Source organism: Pseudidiomarina marina (genome assembly GCF_003987045.1).
GTDB lineage: Bacteria > Pseudomonadota > Gammaproteobacteria > Enterobacterales > Alteromonadaceae > Pseudidiomarina > Pseudidiomarina marina.
The window spans coordinates 187,041-210,424 of the sequence record NZ_PIPZ01000001.1; the positions used below are offsets into that span (position 1 = coordinate 187,041).

The window sequence follows — 23,384 nt, forward strand, 5'->3', positions numbered from 1 at the left end:
TTAGCCTGCTGGGTAAACGTAATTCGCTTGGAAACCGAGTGGAATACCAATCATCCAGTAGATGATTAAGAATGCAGACCAAACGACGAGCAATGTCAGGGTAAATGGTAGCATCATTGCAACCAGTGAGCCGATACCCGTACCTTTAACGTAGCGCTGGCAATAAAGTACCACGAGCGGGAAGTACGGCAACAATGGCGTGATGATATTACTGATTGAGTCACCGACGCGGTACGCAGCCTGCGTTAAATCAGGCGAGTAACCCAACTGCATTAACATCGGCACGAAAATTGGTGAAATTAACGCCCATTTGGCCGATGCCGAACCAATAAACAGGTTAATGAACGCGACCAAAATGATAATACCAACCATGGTCACGCCGCCGCTTAATTGTAACGAGCTTAAGAATTGCGCACCTTTAATGGATAGTAGGGTACCGAGATTTGAATCACCAAATGCTTTAATGAATAGGGCACAGAAGAACGCCATGACCATGTAGTAAGCCATGTCTTCCATTGACTTTGACATCGCTTTAATCACATCTTGAGAGTTCTTGAAACTACCTGAGATGAAGCCATGCACAATGCCTGGAATGATAAACAGCAAGAAGATGAGTGGTACAATCATTTGCATTAATGGTGCAGTAAATGAATCAAGATTGCCCTCAGCATCAGCTAACGGAGTATTTTCCGCAATAGCTGCAAAAAATAATCCCACTAAACCTAACACCATTACAAAGACGCTGATAAAGAAAGCTTTGCGATCGCGTGGTGTAACATCATCAAGAACTGGCATATCTTCTTGATCACCATCAATGGTAGCAGTGCGCTGAAGGCGTGGCTCAATTACACGGTCAGTGAGGTACCAGCCGACGATGACAACAACAATAGAAGATGCAGCGGTGAAAAAGTAGTTATTCAGTTGGTTTAATTGAATGGCTGGGTCAAGTATTTGAGCAGCACTTTGCGTAAAACTAGCAAGCAACGGGTCAATTGCCGACGGTACAAAGTTAGCACTGAAGCCGCCGGAAACACCGGCAAAAGCAGCCGCGATACCTGCCAAAGGATGGCGGCCAGCAGCGTAAAAGATCACGCCACCTAATGGGATAACCAGTACATAACCCGCATCAACGGCGGTATGACTGACAATGGCTACAAGAATGAGTACTGGAGTTAATAACATTTTCGGGGTGACGTTGAGCATCAGTTTAATGGCAACGTTAATAAAGCCACTTCGCTCAGCAACTCCGACACCCAGCATCGCGACAAGTACCACGCCTAAAGGTGCGAAACCCATGAAGGTGCCAACCATGTTGGCTAGAAAGTTGGCCATTTGATCGCCAGCCAGCAAATTCGTTATGCCAACATTTTCACCGGTAAGCGGGTGAACAGCATCGAACTCAATGCCAGAAAGCAGAAAACTGAAAATCCAAACGATGATTAATAGCCCAAAGAACATCACGGCTGGATCAGGAAGTTTGTTACCGACTTTCTCAACCTTATCGAGCATGCGGTTGAGGAATGTAACTGATTCGTTAGAATCACTCATGAGGAAACCCCTTGTTGTATTGTTATTATGTATGAGACGAAAGTATCATACCGTAACAACCAGCAACAACAAGACGAAAAACATGATTTGTGGAACCGATGAAGCGGGACGCGGACCAATCGCGGGACCAGTGGTAGCCGCCGCTGTGATTCTCGATCCGAATAATCCAATTGAAGGCATCAACGATTCGAAGAAGTTGTCTGAGAAAAAGCGAGAAGCTTTAAGTGCCGAAATAAAGCAAAAGGCACTGTATTGGGCAATTGCACAGTGCAACGCTGATGAAATTGACGCCATTAATATTTTGCAGGCGTCGTTACTGGCGATGAAACGAGCCGTAGAAGCATTGCCAGTGAAACCTGAAAAAGTACTTGTGGATGGCAACAAATTGCCTCAGTTGAGTGTGCCAGCTGAGGCGATTGTCGGTGGTGATGCGCTTGAAGCTTGTATTGGTGCTGCCTCCATTTTGGCAAAAGTAGAACGAGATCGACAAATGCTGGCATGGCATGAGCTCTATCCACACTATGACTTCGCCAAGCACAAAGCCTATCCAACGAAAGCTCATCTAGAAGCTCTGGCCGAGCACGGGCCGTGCCCGGTTCATCGGAAAAGCTTTGGGCCCGTGGCACGAATGCTCGCAGTTACATGCAAACCTGACGAATAAGAGCTCGCAACTGATTTTGCGCAGGTGCTATTTCATCAATGAGAATGAATTCATCCGGTTGATGCGCCTGCGCAATGTTTCCCGGTCCCATCACAATGGTTTGGCAGCCGAGTGCTTGAACAAAAGGGGCCTCGGTGCAGTAATTCGCTGGTTGTGCGGCATTACCCGTCAACTCGCTTGCCAAGCGCACAATTTCGGCATCTTTATCACAACGATATCCTGGTACTGGTTCATGCATGTGCTCGAGGCATACCGCGCCGGGGTAACGCGCTTTCACCGCTGCCAAGCGATGATCAATCAAACCATAGAGTTCGCTAATATTCATGCCGGGCAGCGGGCGCATATCGATATGTAGCTCGCAGCATGCGCAGATGCGATTAGCGGCATCGCCGCCATGAATGGCACCGAAGTTCAGTGTTGGGTAGGGTACCGCAAATGCATCATCGTGATAGCGCTCCTGAAACTCTTTTTGAATACCGCGGAGTTCAGTTATCACGTCATGCATGATCTCGATAGCATTAATACCAGCCGCTGGATTCGAGCTATGTCCTGATTTACCTGTAATACGTACCGCTTCAGTCATATGACCTTTGTGGGTAATAACCGGAGTCATCGACGTCGGCTCACCAATGACGGCAAAATCTGGTTTCAAGTGACCAAACGCATCAAGCTCACGGGCGCCTGCCATGGTGGTCTCTTCATCGGCAGTAGCAAGAATATATAACGGTTTTTTAAGTTGTCGGAGGTCGGTACTGCGTAACGCCTCAATCACGAACGCAAAGAAACCTTTCATATCAGCGGTGCCTAGCCCATATAAGCGGCCGTTGTCTTCTCGCAGTTTAAACGGATCCTGAGTCCAACGACCTTCGTCCCACGGCACTGTATCCGTGTGTCCGGCCAACATTAAGCCGCCAGATTCGGCGCCGTCGGGAATGTAATGAGCAAGAAGGTTATATTTACCGGCTTGATGATCGAGCTCGTGAATATCAATTTGAAAGCCGAGACATTCGAGCCAAGTCGCCAGTTTATCGATGACCGGTTTATTACTGGTATCCCAACTTGGGTCGAGACAGGAAACTGAAGGAATCGCGACGAGTTCGCGATACATTTGGATAAAGCTAGGAAGCTGCGGCACAACGAATCTCCAAAACGATCATCAATGTGCCACAGCATAGCGCATTTAATTAAAAGTGATAACTACCGCGGAAGCGAACGCCATCACCATATTCACTATCTTGATAGCCCACACCAACCGATAGATTTGAATCAATGTAGTAATTCACACCGAATTGGTACTGGTTATCACTGCCGCCATCGGTGTAATCAATCCAACCAATGCCGCCATAGAATTCAAATTGGTCAATGCGTTGACGTACGTTACCCTCAACGCCCCAGAAGTTACTATCAACGGCACCAAAATCAACATGTCCGACACGCGCGCCGACATCGGCTGTTAAGCCGCTACCCAGCCAAAAATAGCGACTGAGTTTGATACTTAATGCGTCACTGCTGCTGCCCGCATCGTTATCAAAGTTACGGAAATAGCCGCTTACCACATAGGGTGATTTGAATTCGTAAGACCCTTCAACGAAAATGCTGTCGCCGCCATCGTGATCAGCAACGCCAACACCAACGTAGTTGTATGCAGAATGCCCACGGTTTTGCGTTTGATTTTGTTGCGTTTGTGCATTGGCGGTGCCTGCCAACGCAAGACTGGCGGTCAATAATGCGACAGACAGAACACTGTGTTGCAATTTCATCGTGATTTACCTCACTTTTTGCTAGAATCTGCATCGTACGGTAACAACTTAAGATTGTAAGCAAAAGGCGGTTTACGCAAGATTTACCCTTGTTTAGACAGGCTAAAATCCTTAGCATATACGCCTATTTTGATATCTTCATTCCCTAGGAAAAACGTTTCATGAAATCCATTCCGCATATTGATATGAGCCTGTATGGCCAAGACTTTGATGCTTTTGCACAACACGTAGGTGAAGGCTATGAAACCAATGGTTTTGTTGCACTTACCAAGCATGGTATTGACCAGCAGTTGATTGATAATGCGTTGGATATTAGCCGCGAGCTATTTGCACTTCCTGAAGCGGTGAAAAAGCAGTATCACATTCCTGGTGGCGGCGGTGCGCGCGGTTATACGCCATTTGGCACTGAAATTGCCAAAGACGCCAAACACGTTGATTTAAAAGAGTTTTGGCATGTTGGTCGTGAAATTGATGGCGAACCACCGTTCCCACAACTCACACCGAATGTATGGCCACAAGAATTACCTGAATTCAAAGCCAAAATCCTCAAACTTTATGATGCACTGGATGCTTTAGGTTTGCGCGTATTGGAAGCCTTAGCAGTTTACCTAAAGCAGCCACGCGATTTCTTCAACGATAAAGTGAACTTAGGCAACTCGATTTTACGCCCACTTCACTATCCACCAATTATCGACGAGGGAACGCCGTCAGTGCGCGCTGGCGCTCACGAAGACATTAATGTATTGACGCTATTAGTCGGTTCGCGCGAACCAGGTTTAGAAGTACTCGCTAAAGATGGTTCTTGGATTCCAGTCACCATTATTGAAGGCGCCATTATCTGTAACGTAGGCGATATGTTGCAGCGCCTTACCAATGGTGTGTTGCCGTCTACCACCCATCGCGTGGTCAACCCGCCAGCGCCTTATAGTCACAAATCTCGTTATTCGATTCCGTTTTTCTTGCACTTTAATCCAGACGTGATGATCACGCCGTTGGAGAGCTGTATTTCGGAAGAGAATCCGCAGCGTTTTGAGCCAATCAGTTCGCATGATTATTTGATGGAGCGTCTCCGCGAAATCGGCTTAGTGAAGTAACAGCAACGACGATATTAGATAATGGATATTGGATATTAGAAAAAGCCAAAAACGCAGTCGCTAATATCTAATATCAAATAGCTAATAGCTGTTTTGTTTTTGACGGGGGGGATGATGAGAACTTGGGTTTGTGTTTTAGTAAGTAGCCTTATGCTGGCGAGCTGTGCTCAACTCCAAGAGCCACAGCCCTTTGCACTGACCGTAGCTCATATAAACGATCATCACTCCCATTTATTGCCGATGGAGCGCACAGCGCTAACGGTTGATGGCGAAACTTATCGGGTTGAAACCGGTGGTTTTGCGCGAGTGGCGACGAAAATTGCGGACATTCGCGCAAGCCAAGACAACGTTTTAGCTTTGCATGCTGGTGATGCGATTACCGGCACGTTGTTTTATACGCTGTTCGATGGCGCCGCAGATGCGGCCTTAATGAATCTGATTTGCTTTGATGCGCTCGCCTTGGGAAATCACGAATTTGATAATGGCGATGCAGGGCTGAAACGGTTTTTGGACTTCTTGGGCATGAGTACCTGCGGTACCGTTGTGCTCGGTGCCAACGTCGAGCCTGCAGTTGGTGTGTCGCCCCTTACGGCCAAAACGCGATGGGATAGCTTTAAACCTTATGCCGTTTATAACGTGGGTGGCGAGCGTGTTGGTGTGATCGGTTTAGATATCGCTGTAAAAACAAAAAACTCGTCACAACCGGATAAAACGACGGTATTTGCTGATGAATATGAATCAGCGAAATATTACGTCGATGAGCTTCGTGGCTTGGGTATCGAGAAGATTGGTTTATTGACACATATCCAATATCGCAACGATCTTGAGCTTGCTGAGCGCCTGCCAGCGGTTGATTTTATAATTGGTGGTGACTCGCATACCTTACTGGGTGATTTTAGTCGCTATGGCTTACCGAGTGTCGGTCCGTATCCAATGCAAGTAGCAAATGCTGATGGTGAAGCTGTATGTATTGCGCATGCGTGGCAGTACAGTCAGGTGGTTGGCGAACTGGCTATCACGTTTGTCGGTGATCAGGTTGCAGATTGTGGCGGACAAGCTCACTTTTTGGTTGCGGAAGACGCACCTGAAGCTATTCAAAAACTTCCACAGTTTGCCGCTGTCGCGCCAAATGCCGAAGCAGAATCCATGTTAGACCAATATCGCACGAAGCTCGATGAACTCACTTTGCAAGTGATAGCGGAAGTTGACGAGCGTCTCTGCCTGAAACGCATGGGGCCATTAGCATCGATTGAGTGTGGGGTAGGTCGCCAGTCGGACGCTCATCGCGTGGTTGCCGAGGCGTTTTTGGCCAGTGCACCGCAAGCTGATTTCGCATTGCAAAATGGTGGCGGCGTGCGCCGTGAAATTAATGCTGGTGAGTTAACTGTTGCTGATGCTTATAGCCTATTGCCATTTGCGAATACCCTAGTTGAAGTTCAAATTACCGGGCGTGAAGTGAAACAAGTGCTCGAACAGGCACTGGCGTATGCAATTTCAACAGGTGGTTCTGATGGTGCTTATCCACATGGCGCGGATATTCGCTTTGACGTTGATATGCGTGCCGCTGACGGTCAACGGATTAGTGCGCTTGAGGTGTTGACTGAAAGTGGTTGGCAACCTATTCAGGCCGATCGCATGTATACCATGATTACGAATAGTTTCTTATCGGCAGGAAATGATGGCTGGGCGCTATTAGGTGAGTTGTCAGCCCAAGGCCTTACGACAGATACGTATGTTAATTACGCACAATCATTTGTTGATTGGGCCCGCAAAACAAAAACAATAAAACGGCCGAATTCGCATAGCACACAAAGCTATCGAGCGGCCGAGTAATGACACTCTATAACGTTTCGGACAAAGCTCGATTTGATCTAACCGTTATCGTTCTCGCCTTGTTAACGGCCTTTGGGCCGTTATCCATTGATATGTATCTGCCTGCTTTTGGTGATATAGCCGCAAGCTTTTCCACTGAATCGAATCGCGTTGAATTATCCTTGACCTCGTTTTTTCTTGGGCTATTTATTGGTCAGCTCCTTTACGGTACGGCGTCCGATCGGTTTGGCCGTAAGCCACCATTGTATTTTGGTCTTGTGTTATATGTTGTCACATCAATAGCCTGTGCCTATGCGCCGAATCTAGAAAGCCTAATCGTATTGCGCTTTTTACAAGCCATAGGTTCTTGTGCGGGGCTCGTGATTGCGCGCGCGATGGTGCGAGATTTGTATACGCCGCAAGCGTCGGCACAAGTATTTAGTTTCTTAATTTTAGTGATGGGAATCGCGCCAATCCTCGCACCCTTAGCGGGTGCTTATGTGACCGCAGTATGGGGCTGGCAAGCCATATTTATCATCGTGGCGAGCCTTGCTGTGGCGTGTCTCGCCATAGTTCATGTTCGTTTACCAGAAACTCGCGCACCAAACACAGCTGTGAGAATTCGCTCAAGTCTGCCCATTTATTGGAGCGTGTTGCGTGATCCTAGCTTCTTACGGTACTCCTTAAGCGGCGGCATAGCGCAATCAGGTCTATTTGCCTATATCACTGCCTCGCCACTGGTTTTTATTGACCATTTTGGTTTATCGCCAACTCATTACAGTTGGCTATTTGGCGCTAACGCTGTTGGCATCATTGGCATGGCGCAGTTAAACGCGTGGATTCTTCGCCGCCGCGATTCACGTAAAATTCTCAACAAATCATTGCCGGTGTTAGCTGTCGTTTCAGTACTTCTCATTGTTGCGGGCTGGAATAATTTCGGACTAATTGGCGTGCTGGTGCCTTTATTCCTCTATGTCAGTACCTTGGGTATGGTGTTCCCGAATGCGATGGCTGGCGCGCTTGCTGAGCAGCAGGAGCGGGCAGGTTCGGCCTCAGCAGTCACTGGTAGTCTGCAGTTTTTGATTGCGGGATTAATTTCGGCTTTGGTAAATGTGTTGGGGCATCAGCATGAGTTGGCGATGGTGTTTGTGATGGGCGGTTGTGGGTTGACGGCACTCATCATCTATCGCCTCCTGCGCTGACAACAAGGTTATTCGTTAATCGTTATTCGTTACTGGTTATTCGTGAAAAAGAAAAACCTCCGTGCACATGGGGCAACGGAGGTTTTTTTGTTTTGGTTTTTTCGCTGTTTCGAATAACGAATAACGAACAACGAATAACGCCTTTAAGGGTTGTAGTAGGTTGGGGTGCCCCAGTAACCAACCGGCATATCTAAACCAAACACCCAAATAAAGAACAACGACGACCAACCAAGTAAAAACACCAACGTATACGGCAACATCATCGCAATCATTGTGCCAATACCCGTATCTTTCTTATATCGCACCGCAACAGCAAGGATTAGGCCGAAATAACTCATCATTGGGGTGATAATGTTGGTAACAGAGTCACCGATACGGTAGGCGGCTTGGATAACTTCTGGTGCATAGCCAATCAGCATCAGCATTGGTACAAAAATTGGTGCGGTAATCGCCCATTGCGCGGAAGCAGAGCCAAGCATTAGGTTGACGAAGGCGCACATTAGAATAAACAGAATAAATACCGATGGACCTGTTAATCCGACATCTTGCAAGAAGGTCGCGCCTTTAATTGCAAAAATACTGCCTAAATTGGTCCACCCGAAAAACGCAACGAATTGAGCGGCAAAAAACACCAATACAATATACATACCCATGGTGCTCATGCTTTCAGACATAGCATCGATAACGTCACGGTCAGTGCGCATGACATTAGTAATGCGACCATAGACAAAACCTGGAATAGCAAAGGTAATAAAAATGAAGGCTACAATGCCTTTAAGGAATGGGGAACCTGCTACTTCACCGGTTTCTGGGTTTCGTAAAATACCCCACTCAGGAACAATGGTAATTGCTAACAAAATACCTAACGCTAAGAAGCTCAAACCAGCACCGATTAGGCCTTTCTTCTCAAGCTTGGTGAGCGACTCTATTTTTTGTTCAGATAGGTTAATTGTGGCCTCTTTCGGGTCATATTTGCCAAGTTTTGGCTCAACGATTTTCTCCGTTACAAAGGTACCCATAATGGCAATCATGAAGGTTGAAACGAACATGAACATCCAGTTCGCTTCTGGTCCTACATAATACTCAGGGTCAATTAAGTTGGCTGCCTTGGTGGTAATACCCGCTAACAGTGGATCAACGGTACCAATAAGCAAATTTGCACTGTAGCCTGCTGAAACACCAGAAAATGCCGCAGCTAAGCCGGCGAGCGGATGACGACCAAGAGAATGGAAAATCATGGCAGCTAAAGGCACTAATACGACGTAACCGAGTTCGGCTGCGGTATTCGATATAACGCCAGCAAATACCACGGCAACAGTAACCACCCGAGGATGCGCATTCATTACAAGACCGCGCATAGCGGCGGATAATAAGCCAGAACGCTCAGCAATACCGACACCAAGCAACGCGACCAAAACGGTTCCAAGTGGTGTGAATCCAGTAAAGTTCGTCACTAAACCAGTCACAATGCGTTGCAAGCCTTCGGCATTGACTAGGCTAACCACCTCAATCATTTCGCCACCAGGGCGAGGATCAAGAGCACTTACGCCAAAATAGCTAGCGATGCCGCTAATGATTACAATACCAATTGCGAATAAAGCAAATAGGGTAATCGGGTGAGGCAGAAGGTTACCGAGCCATTCGACGGTGTCGAGGAAACGCGTAAAAGCGCCGCGCTTTTCAGTGGGTTGTGAGGCTTGCGTCATGCAATTCCAGCTCCTGTATTTCGAGTCGTTTTATTGTAATAAGGGCCGAATTGTACACATAAAAAAGGCCAATCGCGAGGATTGGCCTTTGATTCAGGATAAGCAGTTGTTATGCCGCGTTATCTTGCTTTTTAGCTGATGCTAACGCGACTTCGCGCGCATGTTTGCCAGCAATTAAGTCTTCGTGTGCAAAATCATCCACATTGATGACGCGCAAACGACCTTGCTCAGCGCGACGCAACAATTCAACTTCTTCATCACTTAGAACGCCAAGCTCTTTGCCTTTTTGGGCCACTTGATCTAAGAACATAAACGGCATACGACGATCATTAGCTGCTTTACGCACGCGGTCAAACAGCGGCTCAGCAGCGATGATGTCACGCAGGGTTTGTTCTAAGTAACCAAATTGACCTTCAGGTGATAAGAACTGACCTTTTCCTAGGCGTTCACGACTTGCGTTTGGTAATAACAAGATTTTGGCGACTTTGCTGTCCAACTTATCCGAAGGACGCTTCGCGATGCGCCCAAATGGATACATGATGGCTTTCATGGTTTTACCAACCAAACCAAAGTTATCCAACAAGGCTAACTGGCTTTCTTGTAATTTATACAAGGTGTCTTGCAACGCCCAATGCATTAGCGGCAAGTCGTCTTTTTGACGGCCTTCGTCTTCGAAGCGTTTTAGTGTGGCTGAAGCAATAAACAGGTAGCTCAACATGTCACCCAAACGCGCAGAAATACGCTGTTTACGCTTCAATGAACCGCCTAATACACCCATTGCAACGTCTGAAAGCAACGCTAGGTTGGCACTAAAGCGGTTCATTTGCTTGTAGTACGTCGCCGTGCTGTCGCTGAAAGGCGAGCTAGTGAAACGCCAGAAGCCTAAACCTAATACCAACGAGCGAACAAAGTTGCTCATACCGAAACCAATATGGCCCCAAATCGCTTTATCGAAACGCTTCAAGCCTTCAGCGTTGGTTTCAGCTGATGCCAACATTTCTTCCAATACATAAGGATGACAACGAATTGCACCTTGACCGTAAATCATCAAGTTACGGGTAAGAATGTTGGCACCTTCAACCGTGATAGCAACCGGTACACCTTGGTAGCCACGGCCTAAATAGTTATTTGGACCTAAGCAGATACCTTTACCACCATGGATATCCATGGCGTCATCCATACAGGCACGTAATTTCTCAGTCATGTGGTATTTGGCAATGGCAGAAATAACAGATGGCTTCTCACCCAAATCAATCCCTTTGGTTGAAAAAGTTGTTACTGCGTCCATCAAATAAGCGTTGCCGCCGATGCGAGCCAATGCTTCTTGCACACCTTCCATTTTACCGACAGGTAAACGGAACTGACGACGGATGTACGAGTACGCACCCGTAGCAAGCGCAATCGATTTCACGCCACCCGCACTGTTTGAAGGCAAGGTAATAGCACGACCTACCGACAAACACTCAACCAGCATACGCCAGCCTTTACCGGCCATTTCTGGGCCACCAATAATGTAATCCAGTGGCACGAACACGTCTTTACCGCGCACAGGACCGTTTTGGAACGGTACGTTCAGCGGGAAGTGACGGCGACCCGTTTCAACACCTTTCGTATCATGCGGAATCAACGCGGCAGTAATGCCAAGCTCTTCTTTGTCGCCCAATAACTTGTCTGGGTCAGAGAGCTTAAATGCCAAGCCGAGAACTGTAGCGACTGGCGCAAGGGTGATATAGCGCTTGTTGAAGTTTAAGCGAATACCGACAATTTCTTTGCCTTCCCATTCACCTTTACAAACCACACCGGTATCAGGAATAGAGCCTGCATCAGAACCGGCTTCTGGGCTGGTTAATGCAAAACAAGGAATTTCTTGGCCGTTGGCTAAGCGCGGCAAGTAGTAATCTTTTTGCTCTTTCGTACCATAATGCTGCAATAATTCGCCAGGACCTAATGAGTTTGGTACGCCAACAGTTGATGCCAAAATGGTGCTTACACCAGCTAACTTTTGTAATACACGTGATTGTGCGTAAGCAGAGAACTCGAGGCCACCGTATTCTTTCTTGATGATCATTGCGAAGAACTTATGATCTTTTAGATATTGCCAAACGTGTTCTGGCATATCGGCAAGCTCATGAGTTGCTTCCCAATCGTTCATCATTTTGCAGATTTCTTCACACGGGCCGTCTAAGAATGCTTGTTCTTCAGCGCTTAACTCAGCTTTTTGAATACTGTGAAGCTTTTTCCATGCTGGCGCGCCGCGGAAGAGCTCGCCTTCCCACCACGTGGTGCCCGCATCAATCGCGTCTTTTTCAGTTTCAGAAATTTCTGGCATCACTTTGCGATAAGCACCAAGAATACCTTTTGACATGACGCCACGACGGAACGGGGTCACATTCAATGGTACTAACACTAAAGCCAATAATACCCACAGTACTGGGCCGACAATGTCGAACCAACTACCAATGGCAAACATGCCGACAAGGCCAATGCTCGTAACGAGCAATGAACTGCGGTAATACAAAAAGCCACCCAATACAAGCAGGGTAGCGATAACCCATAAGGCAATGCTCATGTTTTTAACTCCGTTGTTCTACTAGAGGTCTGACCAGTAATTTGTACGTTGAGGGTAGTCTGTTTGATCACTTTTTTCAAGCATAAAAGCGTAAGCGCAGGTGATAATTAAACTTTCTTTCAATGTTTATGTCTTAAGCTATAGTTAAAACGTTTTATTGAGAAACAATGAGTTAGGAAGGTGTATGAAATTAGTCCAAGGTTTAGCAGCGATGATTGCGTTGACAGCTTCAACTGCGGTTTTTGCTTTGACCGAGTTAACACCCTATGAAACACGCTATGAAGTCACGCGTGGCGGTAGCAATTATGGCGAAGCGGTGCGTACATTAAAGTACGAAAATGGACGTTTCAATTTATACACAGAAACCGAAATTTCATTGTTATTTTTATCTGACCGTCGTCGCTTTTGGTCTGAATTCAGCCTTGAAGATGGCCAAGTTACTTCGTACGAATTTACTTACAAACGCTCAGGAACAGGACGCAACAAAGGCTTTAGTGGTTCATTTGATCATGATCAACACGTTATCGTGAACAATGAGAGCAAGCAGACTACTGACATAGATGCGAGTGTTTATCGTATGGATGAGGCGGCGAGCATCGAACAGTTGCGACTTGATGTGCAAAGTCAGCGTGACGAATATCAGTATGCAGTACTTGATGAAAAAGGGCAGGCGGATGACTTAGTGTTGCGTCGCGTTGGTGAAGAAACGTTGCAACTACCATACGGGGAAGTGAAAGCAATTAAAGTTGCTCGAATTCGCGAAAATTCCCGTCGTGAAACCGACTACTGGTTCGCCCCTGAATTAGACTTCGTATTGGTAAAAATGCAGCAACGCGAGGATGGCGATGAAGTCGCCACCCTACAACTGAAAGCGATTAACTAGATGATTTATTCTGCCGCGTAACCAGCAGAGCCCAGTACTTCGCCATCGAGTTCAGCACCGTCTGCCGTTAAACGCAGGCGGTCAGTGCAGAACCAGTTCACCACTAACGGGTAAATAGCATGCTCTTGTGTATGCACCCGTTGCTGCAGATCACTTGCCGTATCTTCTGGGAAAATAGGCACAGTCGCTTGCAGAATAACCGGCCCACCATCGAGCTCTTCCGTTACGAAATGAACGCTGACACCATGTTCGGTATCACCGGCATCAAGCGCGCGCTGATGGGTATTAATGCCTTTATACTTCGGTAATAACGACGGGTGAATATTCAACATGCGGCCGTGATAATGGCGAGTGAACTCCGGCGTTAAAATACGCATGAAGCCCGCCAACACCACCAAATCGGGTTGATAACCATCAATCAGTTTCAAAAGCTCGGCGTCGTAAGCTTCGCGGGTAGCGAAGTCTTTGTGCGACAATACCGCCGTTTCGATACCAACCGCCTGCGCTTTTCCCAGACCGCCGACACCGGCTTTGTTACTAATCACAGCAACAACTTCGCCAGCAATGCGGTGTGCTTTGCAGGCCTCAACAATGGCCTGCATGTTTGTACCTGAACCGCTAATTAAGACAACAATGCGCTTCATGAATGAATTTCAACTTGCGCTTCATTGGCAGTGCGAGCAGCAACTTGACCAATCACCCATGCATCTTCGCCGTGCTCACGAAGCAAGCTAACGGCTTGCTCTGCTTGTGCTTGTGGTAAAGCCATAATCAGACCAACACCACAGTTAAAGGTGCGATACATTTCTTTGGTGGTCACGTTGCCGTTCTGTTGTAACCAGTTAAATACCACTGGCCACTCCCAGCTGCTATCGTCGATAACGGCTTTAGCAGACTCCGGTAATACGCGAGGAATATTTTCCCAGAAGCCGCCACCGGTAATGTGCGAAATAGCATGTACCTCATGCTTTTCAAGCAGTGCGAGAACAGACTTCACATAAATTTTCGTTGGTGCCAACAGATGTTCAGCAAGAGGCTTACCATCAAGCATCTCAGTTGCTGCATTGGTTTCACTTACTTCAAGAATTTTGCGAATCAGCGAGTAACCGTTTGAATGCGGACCTGAAGAACCCAGAGCAATCAACGCATCGCCCGGAGCAACTTTGCTACCATCGATAATTTGCTCTTTTTCGACTACGCCCACACAGAAACCAGCGATATCGTAATCGCCGTGCTCGTACATGCCAGGCATTTCAGCGGTCTCGCCACCAATCAGCGCGCAGCCTGCTTGAACACAGCCTTCGCCAATGCCGGTGACCACGTCAGCGGCAACATCAACGTCAAGTTTGCCTGTTGCATAATAGTCGAGGAAGAATAGCGGCTCAGCACCTTGAACAATCAAATCGTTCACACACATGGCCACCAAATCGATACCGACGGTGTCATGCTTTTTCAAATCAATGGCTAAGCGTAATTTCGTGCCCACACCGTCGGTGCCTGACACCAAAACCGGTTGCTTGTATTTGGTAGGTAACTCGCAGAGTGCGCCGAAACCACCAATGCTCCCCATCACTTCTGGGCGTTTGGTGCGTTTAGTGACGCCTTTAATACGTTCAACTAAAGCATTACCTGCATCGATATCAACGCCAGCGTCTTTGTAACTTAAAGATGGTTTTTCAGTGCTCACGGGTGGGTCCTCAGCTCGGGCAAAAAATTTGCGCGCTAGTTTAGCACTTTCGAAGCGTCTGCGCGATAGCCGATTGCGCGCAGATAGTTGTTTTTTCGTTCAACTTTCAGCGTATAATAAACGCTCTCATCGTAGCGCGTGCCCGCACGCTTAGGCTGTTGTATGCAATTCAATGTTAATCAACTTCAACTTGTTCAAGCGACTCGCGATGATCTCGACGCTTTAGAACAAATTGAAAACTTAAGCTTTGTCACCGACCGCATTAGTCGTCGTAGTTTTCGTCGTTTTATCGACCAAAACATTGGCGACTTCAAAGTGGCAAAGTTCGATGGTCGTGTGATTGGTTACTATATTGTTTTGTATCGTCAAGCCACTGAATTAGCGCGTCTATATTCGTTAGCTGTTGACCCTGAGTTCCGTCGACGTGGGGTAGGGCGTTTATTGTTGGATGCCGCCGAAGATGATGCTGATGCACGCTTTTGCCTATTCATGCGCCTTGAAGTAAAAACCGATAATACCGCGGCATTAAAGATGTATCACCACGCCGGTTATTACGACATGGAAATTCGTCCGGAATATTATGAGGATGATAGTGATGCCTTGGTGTTACAAAAGCTACTGCCACGCTTTGAGACAAACTCACTCGATAACGGCAATCAACGCCTCGTTCCATATCGCACTCAAACCACCGAGTTCACTTGCGGTCCGGCGAGCTTGTTGATGGCCATGGCGTATTTCGATATTCCGTGCCCTGATCCGCATCATGAAGAGCTTGAGATATGGCGTGAAGCGACCACCATATTTATGACCTCGGGGCATGGTGGTTGTGGCCCTCATGGGCTTGCGCGTGCTGCTCTAAAACGTGGCCTGTCAGTTGAGCTACACGTGAGTGAATCGGGCCCGTTATTACTTGATTCGGTACGAAGTGCTGATAAGAAGCAAATTATGGCGCGTATTCAAGAATCCGATATTGCCGCTTTGAAACAAGCGGGCGTGCCTATTATTGTTGGCGATTATACGCTGAACCAGCTATTGCATGACCTTCATAAAGGCAAATTGGTGATTGCACTGATTAGTACGTATGTTTTTGACGAAAGCAAAGCGCCGCACTGGGTATTAATCTGTGCTGCCGATGACCATTACGTGTACATCAATGACCCTGATCAAGACAGTTTTCCGTGGCAATCAGCCGCCGATAGACAGTATTTGCCGATTCCGCTTGCTACTTTTAAACGAGCGTTTGGTTTTGGTCGACGTAAACAGCGCGCGGCTGTGGTTATCAGTCGCGCGTTGAATAATTGAGTTATTTCTAATCTAGCTCTTCGCGCGTTTTTTACTTGCTTTGACACGAACTTTTTCTAATTCGAGACTGTCATCTTGAGGAAGCGAGATAATACCAAGCCCTGATCGAACAAGTACGCGATTTTCATCCTGCTTTAATAGAACGCCATTCAGTTCAATAGTGATTCGGGGTGTCAAAAAAGTTGAATTGACGAGAATTTGCTCATGGTCGGTCAACTGACCAAGTCTGTCTTGTTGATATATATCGGTTAATTCATTGAAGCTTTGTTGAATGGCATCATAGATTGTCTTGTACTCGCTTTCGTCAAGACCGTCAGCTACATTTTTGAGTGGTACATGCAATGCTGTCTGATGGGTGTATCGACCACTCCATACTTTGCCGTCTGCTTGAGGTAATTCAACAATTAGTGCGGTACCCATGCGAAGTGTCTCATTTTCATCACGCACCACCATCATAAATGGATGAAAACGACCTTCTGCATTGTCATCATAATGAATACTTTTGGCCGAAGCCGCCTCTGTAAACATTGCACTCACTGGAATGGGAATTTTATTATACAACTGCGTGAGGTCGCTGTTCGTTTCTGCTTGAATCATCGAGATGTTCGCCAGCACTCCCAGTGGACCAAATGCGACGCCTAGCGCAACACCGTCCCCTCCGAAACTTTGCACATAAGCAATATCCTTTGCTTCATCTAGATGAACTTGAACATGACTCGCTGTATTTACACCATCATGTTTAAATAATTTATAACTTTCTGAGTTTTCTTTGGTTGTTAGCGGTGCTGGCGATTGATACTGAGGAGCACTGGTACATCCAGCCGCTAACATAAAGCAACAAATTAAGAAAATCTTACGCATGGGAGAATCCGTTATTATTATTATAGGGAGCGCTAGAATACGAAATAATTAGTTAACAAATCAACAAATTTGACATGAATTAAAACCTGAATTTTACATACGGTTTACTTTTTAAATATTGAGTTAGACAACTAACCTTGTTATGGTCGTGTGGTTGCGAAAATCTATAGCAACAATTGTGTAGTAACCGAACTGCAGCCGAATGTTGTATCCCGCCGCTGTTAAGCACTGGCTTTTATACGCCAATCTCATAATAATAAAGAGAAGAAAATCTATGAAAAAGTTATCCTTCCTTGCGCTGTCGGCTCTCGCCGTATCAGTATCCAATGCCTACGCTCAGTCATCTGAACAGATTTCAGCTCAACCGTTGCAACGTGTTCAAACTGAAACAAACGAAACTCAGCGTTTCATTATAAAGTTTAAAGAGAACAGTGCAGCGGTGCAGCGCGCTGGTAACCGTGGTCGCTCAGAACTTGCTTTAGCACGCGCTAAAAGCATGGTTGAGAAAGCCGGTGGTAAGGTCAAAGTGAGCATGCGCCATAACCTTGCTATTGCTGCTGAAATGTCCCAAAAAGACATGAAACGTTTCGAGAAAAATCCGAATGTTGATTTCATTGAAGTTGACCAGAAGCGCCGCTTTATGGCGCAAACTGTGCCATATGGCATCAATATGGTGCAAGCAAACCTCGTAGATGACAGCGTCGCTTCAGCTGCCGCAGGCGGTAAAAAAATCTGTGTGATCGATTCAGGTTTAGATTTGCCACATGAAGATATGGGAACGCGCTTTGACACCATTAACGGTACCAACGATAGCGGTACCGGCAACTGGTATGACGAAGGTGGGCCGCATGGCACCCATGTTGCCGGTACTATTGCCGCGCTAAACAATGGGTTAGGTGTGCGTGGCGTGATTGGCAGTAATCCAAATATGCACATTGTGAAGGTATTTAATGCAAGCGGTTGGGGTTACTCATCGTCATTGGTTGCAGCCATTGAAACCTGTGCGGACAACGGCTCTGATGTGGTGAACATGAGCTTAGGTGGCGGTGGTGCTAGCCAAACCGAAGCGAATGCCATGCAAAACTTGTTCAATCAAGGCGTTTTATTGATTGCTGCTGCAGGTAACGATGGTTCGGCATATAGCTCAACCGATGCACTTTCGTACCCAGCGTCATACAACGCAGTTATGTCTGTTGCTGCGGTTGATAGCAATAAGGCGCTGGCATCGTTTTCACAAAAGAATAGCCAAGTGGAAATTGCCGCGCCGGGTGTGAATGTACTTTCAACGTATCCTGAAGGAACCGGTAGCCAAGGTAACTATGGCAACATGAGCGGTACCTCAATGGCGTCGCCACATGTTGCAGGTGTTGCCGCACTCGTTTGGTCACACCATCCAACCTGTAGTGCTGCACAAATTCGTGATGCATTGAACGCATCTGCGCAAGATTTGGGCTCAGCAGGCCGCGATGTGAAATTTGGTTATGGTTTAGTGCAAACCAAAGATGCTATTGATTACCTCGACGCCAACGGCTGCAGTGGCTCAGGTGGCGGCGGTGAGCCACCGGCAGATGGCGTATTAACCAATGGTGTTACCGAAACGAATCTGTCTGCAAGTACGGGTGCATCATTGTATTACACGCTCGACGTACCAGCAGGTGCAACCGACTTAAGCTTTAGCATGAATGGTGGTACCGGTGATGGTGACCTTTATGTTCGCTTTGGTGCACAACCTACCTCATCAACCTATGATTGCCGTCCGTATCTGTCAGGTAATACCGAAACTTGTACCATTTCGAACGTACAAGCTGGTACTTATCATGTCATGATCAATGCTTACTCAAGCTTCTCTGGTGTGAACCTAACCGGTTCGTTCACTGAGCCAAGCACTGGTGGCGGTGAGGGCGGTTCAGCTTCAGCGACCGATCTCTCTGGCGCAACAGGCTCGTGGACGCATTACTATGTGGATCTGCCAGCTGGCATGACGAGCTTGAATGTGACCATGTCTGGCGGTACCGGTGATGCCGACTTGTATGTTCGTCAGGGGTCACAGCCAACTGAATCAAGCTACGATTGTCGCCCGTATCGTTCAGGTAACAACGAAACCTGTGCGATTGATAATCCAGGCAGTGGTCGCTGGTACATTAGCTTGCAAGGTTATCAAGCCTATTCAGGTGTCGACTTGTTGGTTGAATGGCAATAAGGGTGTTTAATTGCGCTGTCAGCACTTGAAATAGCTGACAGCGCCACCATATAGGTGTAGACTTAAACACGTTAACCTTAGGGGCTGATTTGGATTCGACGGAATACACGAAACCCAAGGTGCATGCCGAGGTGAGGCTGGCCTCGTAAAAAGCCTCAACTTAATAGTTGCAAACGACGACAACTACGCTTTAGCGGCTTAATAACCCGCTGAGTCCGACCCCTAGCGCTTTGTCTGTGAGACTAGGATCAGTCGGTTCACCCCAAAGCAGACTCGCGTGGAGGCTTCGCCCGTAGCCAAAGCGTTAAAACCAATCGGGATCGTCACCTTAAGTAGCCTGTCTGTCGGCGACTTGGTGATTAACTAAAAGACTGACTAAGCATGTAGGACCGAGGATGTAGGTATTACGGACGCGGGTTCAACTCCCGCCAGCTCCACCAAATCCAAATAAAACGCCGCTCATTGAGCGGCGTTTTTGTTTTCCTGTCGTGATGCAGTTGAAAGCTATGCGACTTTACTTACTGCTGGCGCAGGTTTTGGTGCCGCTTTCTTCGCTGGTTTCTTCGCGCCAAGGGCAATCAATACTTGATCGCGCTCACGGGCTAGGAAGAACGCTAAATCTTCAATTGTTTTTTCATCGGTGATGGTTTCGCTACGTTCAAGCAGAGGGAGTAGCTCGTCCACCATGTCCAACATTTTGTCGTAGGCGTCGGCTTCAGCTTTACTGTTAAACGTCATTTTTTCCTCTCCGTTTCGCACAACAACGTATTGGGTTACTACAGCCATGATTCATCCTCTTGGATATTTTTAATATACTGTGCATTTATACAGTTATCATGAGCTGCTTGCAACCTTTGCTCTGCAAACGAAGATTAAACTACCGACGACTTCTCAATTTTTTCTTCGCGGCAAGAATTTCATCCAATGGCGCCTCTTGTTGGCCTGGCATATTTTCATCAGATGCTACCTGCAATTCGCGAGCGTCAAATTCCCATTGTTCTAACACTTCAAGCTTTTCATCATCATTGAGGTTACTGTCTTGCAGAATGTCGTCAGGTCTTTTATAAACCGCTGATGGATCTCTTAATATAGCGTCGAGTCTCATAACCCCTCCTTAACTCAGTTGAGTTAACTTGAGCAGACACATACTGTGTGTCTGTAAGTCTAGTTGAGTTCAATGAAGTTTCCATGTGCAAAGGGGGCATGACTGGCAACATGGCGTGACAGATAAATTGAACGCCAATGATTCTATTTCTTGCGGCGAAGCGCTATGATCTCGCCACTATAAGCCGCCAAGTTAAATAAGATGTGAAACTATGAGCCTTCCTAATTGCCCGAAATGTGATTCAAGCTATGTGTATGAAGACCAAGCGCTACTAATTTGCCCAGAGTGTGGTCATGAATGGAACCCGAATGAGGTTGTTGAAGATGACGCCATTCAGGTAAAAGATGCGAACGGCACGCCACTCGCTGAAGGCGACAAAGTAACCCTGATTAAAGACCTAAAAGTGAAAGGCTCATCGCTGGTATTGAAAGTTGGTACAAAAGCGGTGATTAAGCGTTTTGTTGAGGGTGACCACGATATCGATTGCAAAGTTGATGGTGCTGGCGACATGATGCTGAAATCGCAATTTGTGAAGCGCCAAGCAGGCAAAGACGATTAAACTATAAATTGCTGCCGGCCTAGTGTTTGCTACGCCGGCATCTTTCTGAACAATATTTCACTTCGTCCCAACAACGTTCCCACTTTTTACGCCAAGTAAACGGACGCTGACACACGGGGCATAATTTTGTTGGTAAATCCTGTTTCTTTTTCACTATTCGCTAAAACCCCATCGAATAAACTATCTAAACAATGCTTAAATTTGACCCCATCTGCTGCGATTGATACGGTAAAAACACGATTTCTCAAATATAAGGCGCACACATGGACAGCTTTTTGCATACGTGGGGTCAATCAGTTTATACCAGTTTTGGATTTTTCTGGATGGCACTTTGGGCATTCGTGCTCGGTTATTTTATTAGTAGCCTGATTCAAGTATTAATAACGAAGCAACGTATGCGCCGAGTCATGGGCGATAACAATTTAAAATCAGTATCTCTCGCGACGTTTTTTGGTTTTATCTCCAGTTCATGTAGCTTCGCGGCACTTTCCACTACGCGTGCGTTGTTCAATAAAGGCGCTGCATTTAGTGCCTCGATGGCATTTATGTTGGCGTCTACCAATTTAGTTATCGAGCTTGGCTTTGTCATTTCTATATTTCTTGGTTGGCAATTTGTGGTGGGGGAATATGTTGGGGGTTTGCTACTAATTGCACTGGTGTGGCTATTCATTACGGTGACAAAGCCAGCCAAATTAATTGAACAAGCGCGCGAAAACGACGATGACGATGGCCATGAACATGGCAACACGTGGTCGGATTTATTTGAGCGAGATACATGGCGTCAAGTCGGCCACAAATATGTCATGGAATGGCAAATGGTATGGCAGGACATTTTACTCGGTTTCACTGTGGCGGGAGTTATTTCCGCTTTTGTACCGAGCAGTTTTTTCGAGTGGCTATTTTTGGGTGTTGGTGGCGATGCTGAATTAAACTTTTGGGCGCTGCTACAGCAAGCTGTGGTGGGACCAATTGCTGCATTCTTCACGTTTATTGGCTCGATGGGTAACATTCCATTAGCTGCCGTTCTTTTCGGCGAAGGTGTCGCCTTTGCCGGCGTGATGGCATTTATTTTCTCTGACCTCATTGTTTGGCCGGTGTTACGCATTAATGCACGTTATTACGGCTGGAAAATGGCGTTGTATATTGCACTGATGCTGTTCGTCTGCTTGGTAACTGCCTCGTTGCTCATGCACTACGGTTTATATTGGTTTGATTTACTGCCTAATGTGTCACAGTGGACATCGCCTGCTGAGCAAGAACACTTTCAATTGAACTACGGATTTGTACTGAACATTTTATTTTTAGTCATTAGCGGGCTATTAGTCATGCTTTGGAATCAACACCGCCAGCACAGCGAACACCATCATCACGACCATGGTGGTTCATCTGGTATTGGCGCACAAATCATGAATGTATTGAGCGCGTTAAGTGTGGTTTGGTTAGTCGGTGGTCTTTGCATTTATTTGCTTGACTTGTAACCAAATTTTAACGAGCATCCAATTATTACAACAATAAAGGAATGCTTATCGTGCGCACTATATTAATCATTATCAGCTTCATATTTTCAGCGTCTACAATGGCCGGTGTTTCCGCTTGGGTGCCGTTTGAACAAGACAACGGACATATTCGTGTAAAGGTGACGATAGAAGGTGTTGAAGGTTGGGCCATTATGGATTCAGGCGCGAACATTAACGGCATAAACCAAGCGTTTATTGAAAAACATGGGCTAACTCCCAAGCAACACCGCAGTAAGATAAAAGTGAAGGGCGTTCACGGTGTTAAGGAGCGCATTGCTTATCGCGATGTCAAAACCGAAATGTTCGGCCAAAACCTTGAGTTAGATTACGTTGAACTCAACTTTGGCGGTGAAGATACAGCAATTATTCTTGGTGCGCCTGTGCTCGAGCAATATGTGTTGCAGTTTGACTATCCGAACAGCCGCATGCGGTTTGTTGATCATGATTCTATTGATATGGCCAATGTCAAAAACTTACCTATGCGCCCGCGCCGCGGTATTGGCGATCCGATTGTGAAGGTCAGTTTAAACGGTGAAACCGAGGTATGGCTTATTCTTGATACCGGCAGTAACAGCGGTGTTTATCTCAATCGTGAAGTGGCTGAAGACCATGGTTGGCTAGAAAAATTTCCGGTAACCCAAGGTATTTCAAGAGGCGTCAATACAACTGGCAACGTCGACATGTTCCGTATTCCAACCTTAGGTTTCGGTCCATTTTTATTAGAAAATGTGGGTATTACGGTACCTGAGGCTGGAGTTAATGCGACGTTTGGTGAAGCTGAAGATGAGCTCAATACTCGAATCGGAAGTGTTCGCGTGGATGGCTTAATTGGTTATGATGTGCTGCAACACTTTATTCTAACCATCGACTATAAATTTGGTCGCGGGCATATTCACGCAGAGTAACTCGGTTAAAGAG

Annotated in this window: 21 protein-coding genes and 1 other RNA gene; 11 read left to right on the forward strand and 11 right to left on the reverse strand. The window is 46.7% G+C overall.

The features are described 5' to 3' along the window. Positions 1–1,548, reverse strand: a complete 1,548-nt coding sequence (locus CWI76_RS00860) for an AbgT family transporter (RefSeq protein WP_126758502.1) — start codon at positions 1,546–1,548, stop codon at positions 1–3. 82 nt (positions 1,549–1,630) lie between these two features. Between CWI76_RS00860 and rnhB the strand changes: the two genes are divergently transcribed. After that, positions 1,631–2,209 (forward strand): ribonuclease HII, encoded by a 579-nt coding sequence (gene rnhB, locus CWI76_RS00865; RefSeq protein WP_241967919.1) that lies wholly within the window; start codon positions 1,631–1,633, stop codon positions 2,207–2,209. Here rnhB and argE read toward each other — a convergent pair. Further along, complete coding sequence (gene argE, locus CWI76_RS00870; protein WP_126759342.1) at positions 2,187–3,317, reverse strand: acetylornithine deacetylase; 1,131 nt, start codon at positions 3,315–3,317, stop codon at positions 2,187–2,189. The two genes, rnhB and argE, sit on opposite strands and share 23 nt — an antisense overlap. Positions 3,318–3,393: 76 nt before the next feature. Then, the gene (locus CWI76_RS00875; RefSeq protein WP_126758504.1) at positions 3,394–3,969 is read right to left on the reverse strand and encodes a hypothetical protein; all 576 of its coding nucleotides are present in this window, start codon (positions 3,967–3,969) and stop codon (positions 3,394–3,396) included. A gap of 161 nt (positions 3,970–4,130) precedes the next feature. On the opposite strand from CWI76_RS00875, the gene CWI76_RS00880 reads away from it, so the two are divergent. From CWI76_RS00880 to CWI76_RS00890, 3 genes are all read left to right on the forward strand, one after another. After that, positions 4,131–5,063, forward strand: coding sequence for an isopenicillin N synthase family dioxygenase (locus CWI76_RS00880; protein ID WP_126758505.1), 933 nt, complete (start codon positions 4,131–4,133; stop codon positions 5,061–5,063). A gap of 111 nt (positions 5,064–5,174) precedes the next feature. After that, complete coding sequence (locus CWI76_RS00885) at positions 5,175–6,896, forward strand: bifunctional metallophosphatase/5'-nucleotidase (protein ID WP_126758506.1); 1,722 nt, start codon at positions 5,175–5,177, stop codon at positions 6,894–6,896. After that, positions 6,896–8,077 carry a multidrug effflux MFS transporter gene (locus tag CWI76_RS00890; protein WP_126758507.1) on the forward strand — a complete coding sequence of 394 codons (1,182 nt, stop codon included), beginning with the start codon at positions 6,896–6,898 and terminating at the stop codon, positions 8,075–8,077. Before CWI76_RS00885 ends, CWI76_RS00890 begins: the two co-directional genes overlap by 1 nt. A 143-nt stretch (positions 8,078–8,220) precedes the next feature. On the opposite strand, the gene CWI76_RS00895 is transcribed toward CWI76_RS00890, so the two are convergent. Both CWI76_RS00895 and fadE read right to left on the reverse strand, forming a co-directional pair. Then, positions 8,221–9,783: an AbgT family transporter gene (locus CWI76_RS00895; RefSeq protein ID WP_126758508.1), complete on the reverse strand. Its 1,563-nt coding sequence runs from the start codon at positions 9,781–9,783 to the stop codon at positions 8,221–8,223. Positions 9,784–9,892: 109 nt separating this feature from the next. Continuing rightward, the gene (gene fadE / locus CWI76_RS00900) at positions 9,893–12,352 is read right to left on the reverse strand and encodes an acyl-CoA dehydrogenase FadE (protein ID WP_126758509.1); all 2,460 of its coding nucleotides are present in this window, start codon (positions 12,350–12,352) and stop codon (positions 9,893–9,895) included. A 184-nt stretch (positions 12,353–12,536) separates the two neighbouring features. On the opposite strand from fadE, the gene CWI76_RS00905 reads away from it, so the two are divergent. Continuing rightward, positions 12,537–13,235 (forward strand): DUF3108 domain-containing protein, encoded by a 699-nt coding sequence (locus CWI76_RS00905; protein ID WP_126758510.1) that lies wholly within the window; start codon positions 12,537–12,539, stop codon positions 13,233–13,235. Positions 13,236–13,240: 5 nt separating this feature from the next. Here the strand turns inward: CWI76_RS00905 and purN are convergent, their stop codons facing one another. After that, positions 13,241–13,879, reverse strand: coding sequence for a phosphoribosylglycinamide formyltransferase (gene purN, locus CWI76_RS00910; RefSeq protein WP_126758511.1), 639 nt, complete (start codon positions 13,877–13,879; stop codon positions 13,241–13,243). Then, a complete protein-coding gene (gene purM / locus CWI76_RS00915) occupies positions 13,876–14,922 on the reverse strand; it encodes a phosphoribosylformylglycinamidine cyclo-ligase (RefSeq protein ID WP_126758512.1) in 1,047 nt (348 codons plus the stop codon). The genes purN and purM overlap by 4 nt, the downstream gene beginning before the upstream one ends. A 162-nt stretch (positions 14,923–15,084) precedes the next feature. Between purM and rimI the strand changes: the two genes are divergently transcribed. After that, entirely contained in the window at positions 15,085–16,224 is a 1,140-nt protein-coding gene (gene rimI / locus CWI76_RS00920) for a ribosomal protein S18-alanine N-acetyltransferase (protein ID WP_126758513.1), read from the forward strand. Between the two features lie 12 nt (positions 16,225–16,236). Here the strand turns inward: rimI and CWI76_RS00925 are convergent, their stop codons facing one another. Next, positions 16,237–17,085 (reverse strand): hypothetical protein, encoded by an 849-nt coding sequence (locus CWI76_RS00925; RefSeq protein ID WP_126758514.1) that lies wholly within the window; start codon positions 17,083–17,085, stop codon positions 16,237–16,239. Positions 17,086–17,359: 274 nt separating this feature from the next. Between CWI76_RS00925 and CWI76_RS00930 the strand changes: the two genes are divergently transcribed. Further along, entirely contained in the window at positions 17,360–19,285 is a 1,926-nt protein-coding gene (locus CWI76_RS00930) for a S8 family serine peptidase (protein WP_126758515.1), read from the forward strand. A gap of 80 nt (positions 19,286–19,365) precedes the next feature. Next, positions 19,366–19,725: a transfer-messenger RNA gene (ssrA, locus tag CWI76_RS00935) on the forward strand. Positions 19,726–19,789: 64 nt separating this feature from the next. Here the strand turns inward: ssrA and CWI76_RS00940 are convergent. Together CWI76_RS00940 and CWI76_RS00945 are read right to left on the reverse strand one after the other, a co-directional pair. Continuing rightward, entirely contained in the window at positions 19,790–20,071 is a 282-nt protein-coding gene (locus tag CWI76_RS00940; RefSeq protein ID WP_126758516.1) for a YebG family protein, read from the reverse strand. Between the two features lie 91 nt (positions 20,072–20,162). Continuing rightward, positions 20,163–20,390 (reverse strand): hypothetical protein, encoded by a 228-nt coding sequence (locus CWI76_RS00945; RefSeq protein WP_126758517.1) that lies wholly within the window; start codon positions 20,388–20,390, stop codon positions 20,163–20,165. A gap of 211 nt (positions 20,391–20,601) precedes the next feature. On the opposite strand from CWI76_RS00945, the gene CWI76_RS00950 reads away from it, so the two are divergent. After that, the gene (locus CWI76_RS00950) at positions 20,602–20,949 is read left to right on the forward strand and encodes a zinc ribbon domain-containing protein YjdM (RefSeq protein WP_126758518.1); all 348 of its coding nucleotides are present in this window, start codon (positions 20,602–20,604) and stop codon (positions 20,947–20,949) included. A gap of 19 nt (positions 20,950–20,968) precedes the next feature. Here CWI76_RS00950 and CWI76_RS00955 read toward each other — a convergent pair whose 3' ends face one another. Then, complete coding sequence (locus CWI76_RS00955) at positions 20,969–21,103, reverse strand: DUF2256 domain-containing protein (protein ID WP_420849463.1); 135 nt, start codon at positions 21,101–21,103, stop codon at positions 20,969–20,971. Between the two features lie 109 nt (positions 21,104–21,212). Between CWI76_RS00955 and CWI76_RS00960 the strand changes: the two genes are divergently transcribed. Then, a complete protein-coding gene (locus CWI76_RS00960) occupies positions 21,213–22,427 on the forward strand; it encodes a permease (protein ID WP_126758519.1) in 1,215 nt (404 codons plus the stop codon). 50 nt (positions 22,428–22,477) lie between these two features. Further along, a complete protein-coding gene (locus tag CWI76_RS00965; RefSeq protein ID WP_198678543.1) occupies positions 22,478–23,371 on the forward strand; it encodes an aspartyl protease family protein in 894 nt (297 codons plus the stop codon). Positions 23,372–23,384: the final 13 nt, after the last annotated feature.

Bases quoted from the DNA above. Each gene is read 5' to 3' on its own strand.
- CWI76_RS00860 (WP_126758502.1), bottom strand. From the start codon at position 1,548: ATGAGTGATTCTAACGAATCAGTTACATTCCTCAACCGCATGCTCGAT.
- rnhB (WP_241967919.1), top strand. From the start codon at position 1,631: ATGATTTGTGGAACCGATGAAGCGGGACGCGGACCAATCGCGGGACCA.
- argE (WP_126759342.1), bottom strand. From the start codon at position 3,317: ATGTATCGCGAACTCGTCGCGATTCCTTCAGTTTCCTGTCTCGACCCA.
- CWI76_RS00875 (WP_126758504.1), bottom strand. From the start codon at position 3,969: ATGAAATTGCAACACAGTGTTCTGTCTGTCGCATTATTGACCGCCAGT.
- CWI76_RS00880 (WP_126758505.1), top strand. From the start codon at position 4,131: ATGAAATCCATTCCGCATATTGATATGAGCCTGTATGGCCAAGACTTT.
- CWI76_RS00885 (WP_126758506.1), top strand. From the start codon at position 5,175: ATGATGAGAACTTGGGTTTGTGTTTTAGTAAGTAGCCTTATGCTGGCG.
- CWI76_RS00890 (WP_126758507.1), top strand. From the start codon at position 6,896: ATGACACTCTATAACGTTTCGGACAAAGCTCGATTTGATCTAACCGTT.
- CWI76_RS00895 (WP_126758508.1), bottom strand. From the start codon at position 9,783: ATGACGCAAGCCTCACAACCCACTGAAAAGCGCGGCGCTTTTACGCGT.
- fadE (WP_126758509.1), bottom strand. From the start codon at position 12,352: ATGAGCATTGCCTTATGGGTTATCGCTACCCTGCTTGTATTGGGTGGC.
- CWI76_RS00905 (WP_126758510.1), top strand. From the start codon at position 12,537: ATGAAATTAGTCCAAGGTTTAGCAGCGATGATTGCGTTGACAGCTTCA.
- purN (WP_126758511.1), bottom strand. From the start codon at position 13,879: ATGAAGCGCATTGTTGTCTTAATTAGCGGTTCAGGTACAAACATGCAG.
- rimI (WP_126758513.1), top strand. From the start codon at position 15,085: ATGCAATTCAATGTTAATCAACTTCAACTTGTTCAAGCGACTCGCGAT.
- CWI76_RS00925 (WP_126758514.1), bottom strand. From the start codon at position 17,085: ATGCGTAAGATTTTCTTAATTTGTTGCTTTATGTTAGCGGCTGGATGT.
- CWI76_RS00930 (WP_126758515.1), top strand. From the start codon at position 17,360: ATGAAAAAGTTATCCTTCCTTGCGCTGTCGGCTCTCGCCGTATCAGTA.
- CWI76_RS00940 (WP_126758516.1), bottom strand. From the start codon at position 20,071: ATGGCTGTAGTAACCCAATACGTTGTTGTGCGAAACGGAGAGGAAAAA.
- CWI76_RS00945 (WP_126758517.1), bottom strand. From the start codon at position 20,390: ATGAGACTCGACGCTATATTAAGAGATCCATCAGCGGTTTATAAAAGA.
- CWI76_RS00950 (WP_126758518.1), top strand. From the start codon at position 20,602: ATGAGCCTTCCTAATTGCCCGAAATGTGATTCAAGCTATGTGTATGAA.
- CWI76_RS00960 (WP_126758519.1), top strand. From the start codon at position 21,213: ATGGACAGCTTTTTGCATACGTGGGGTCAATCAGTTTATACCAGTTTT.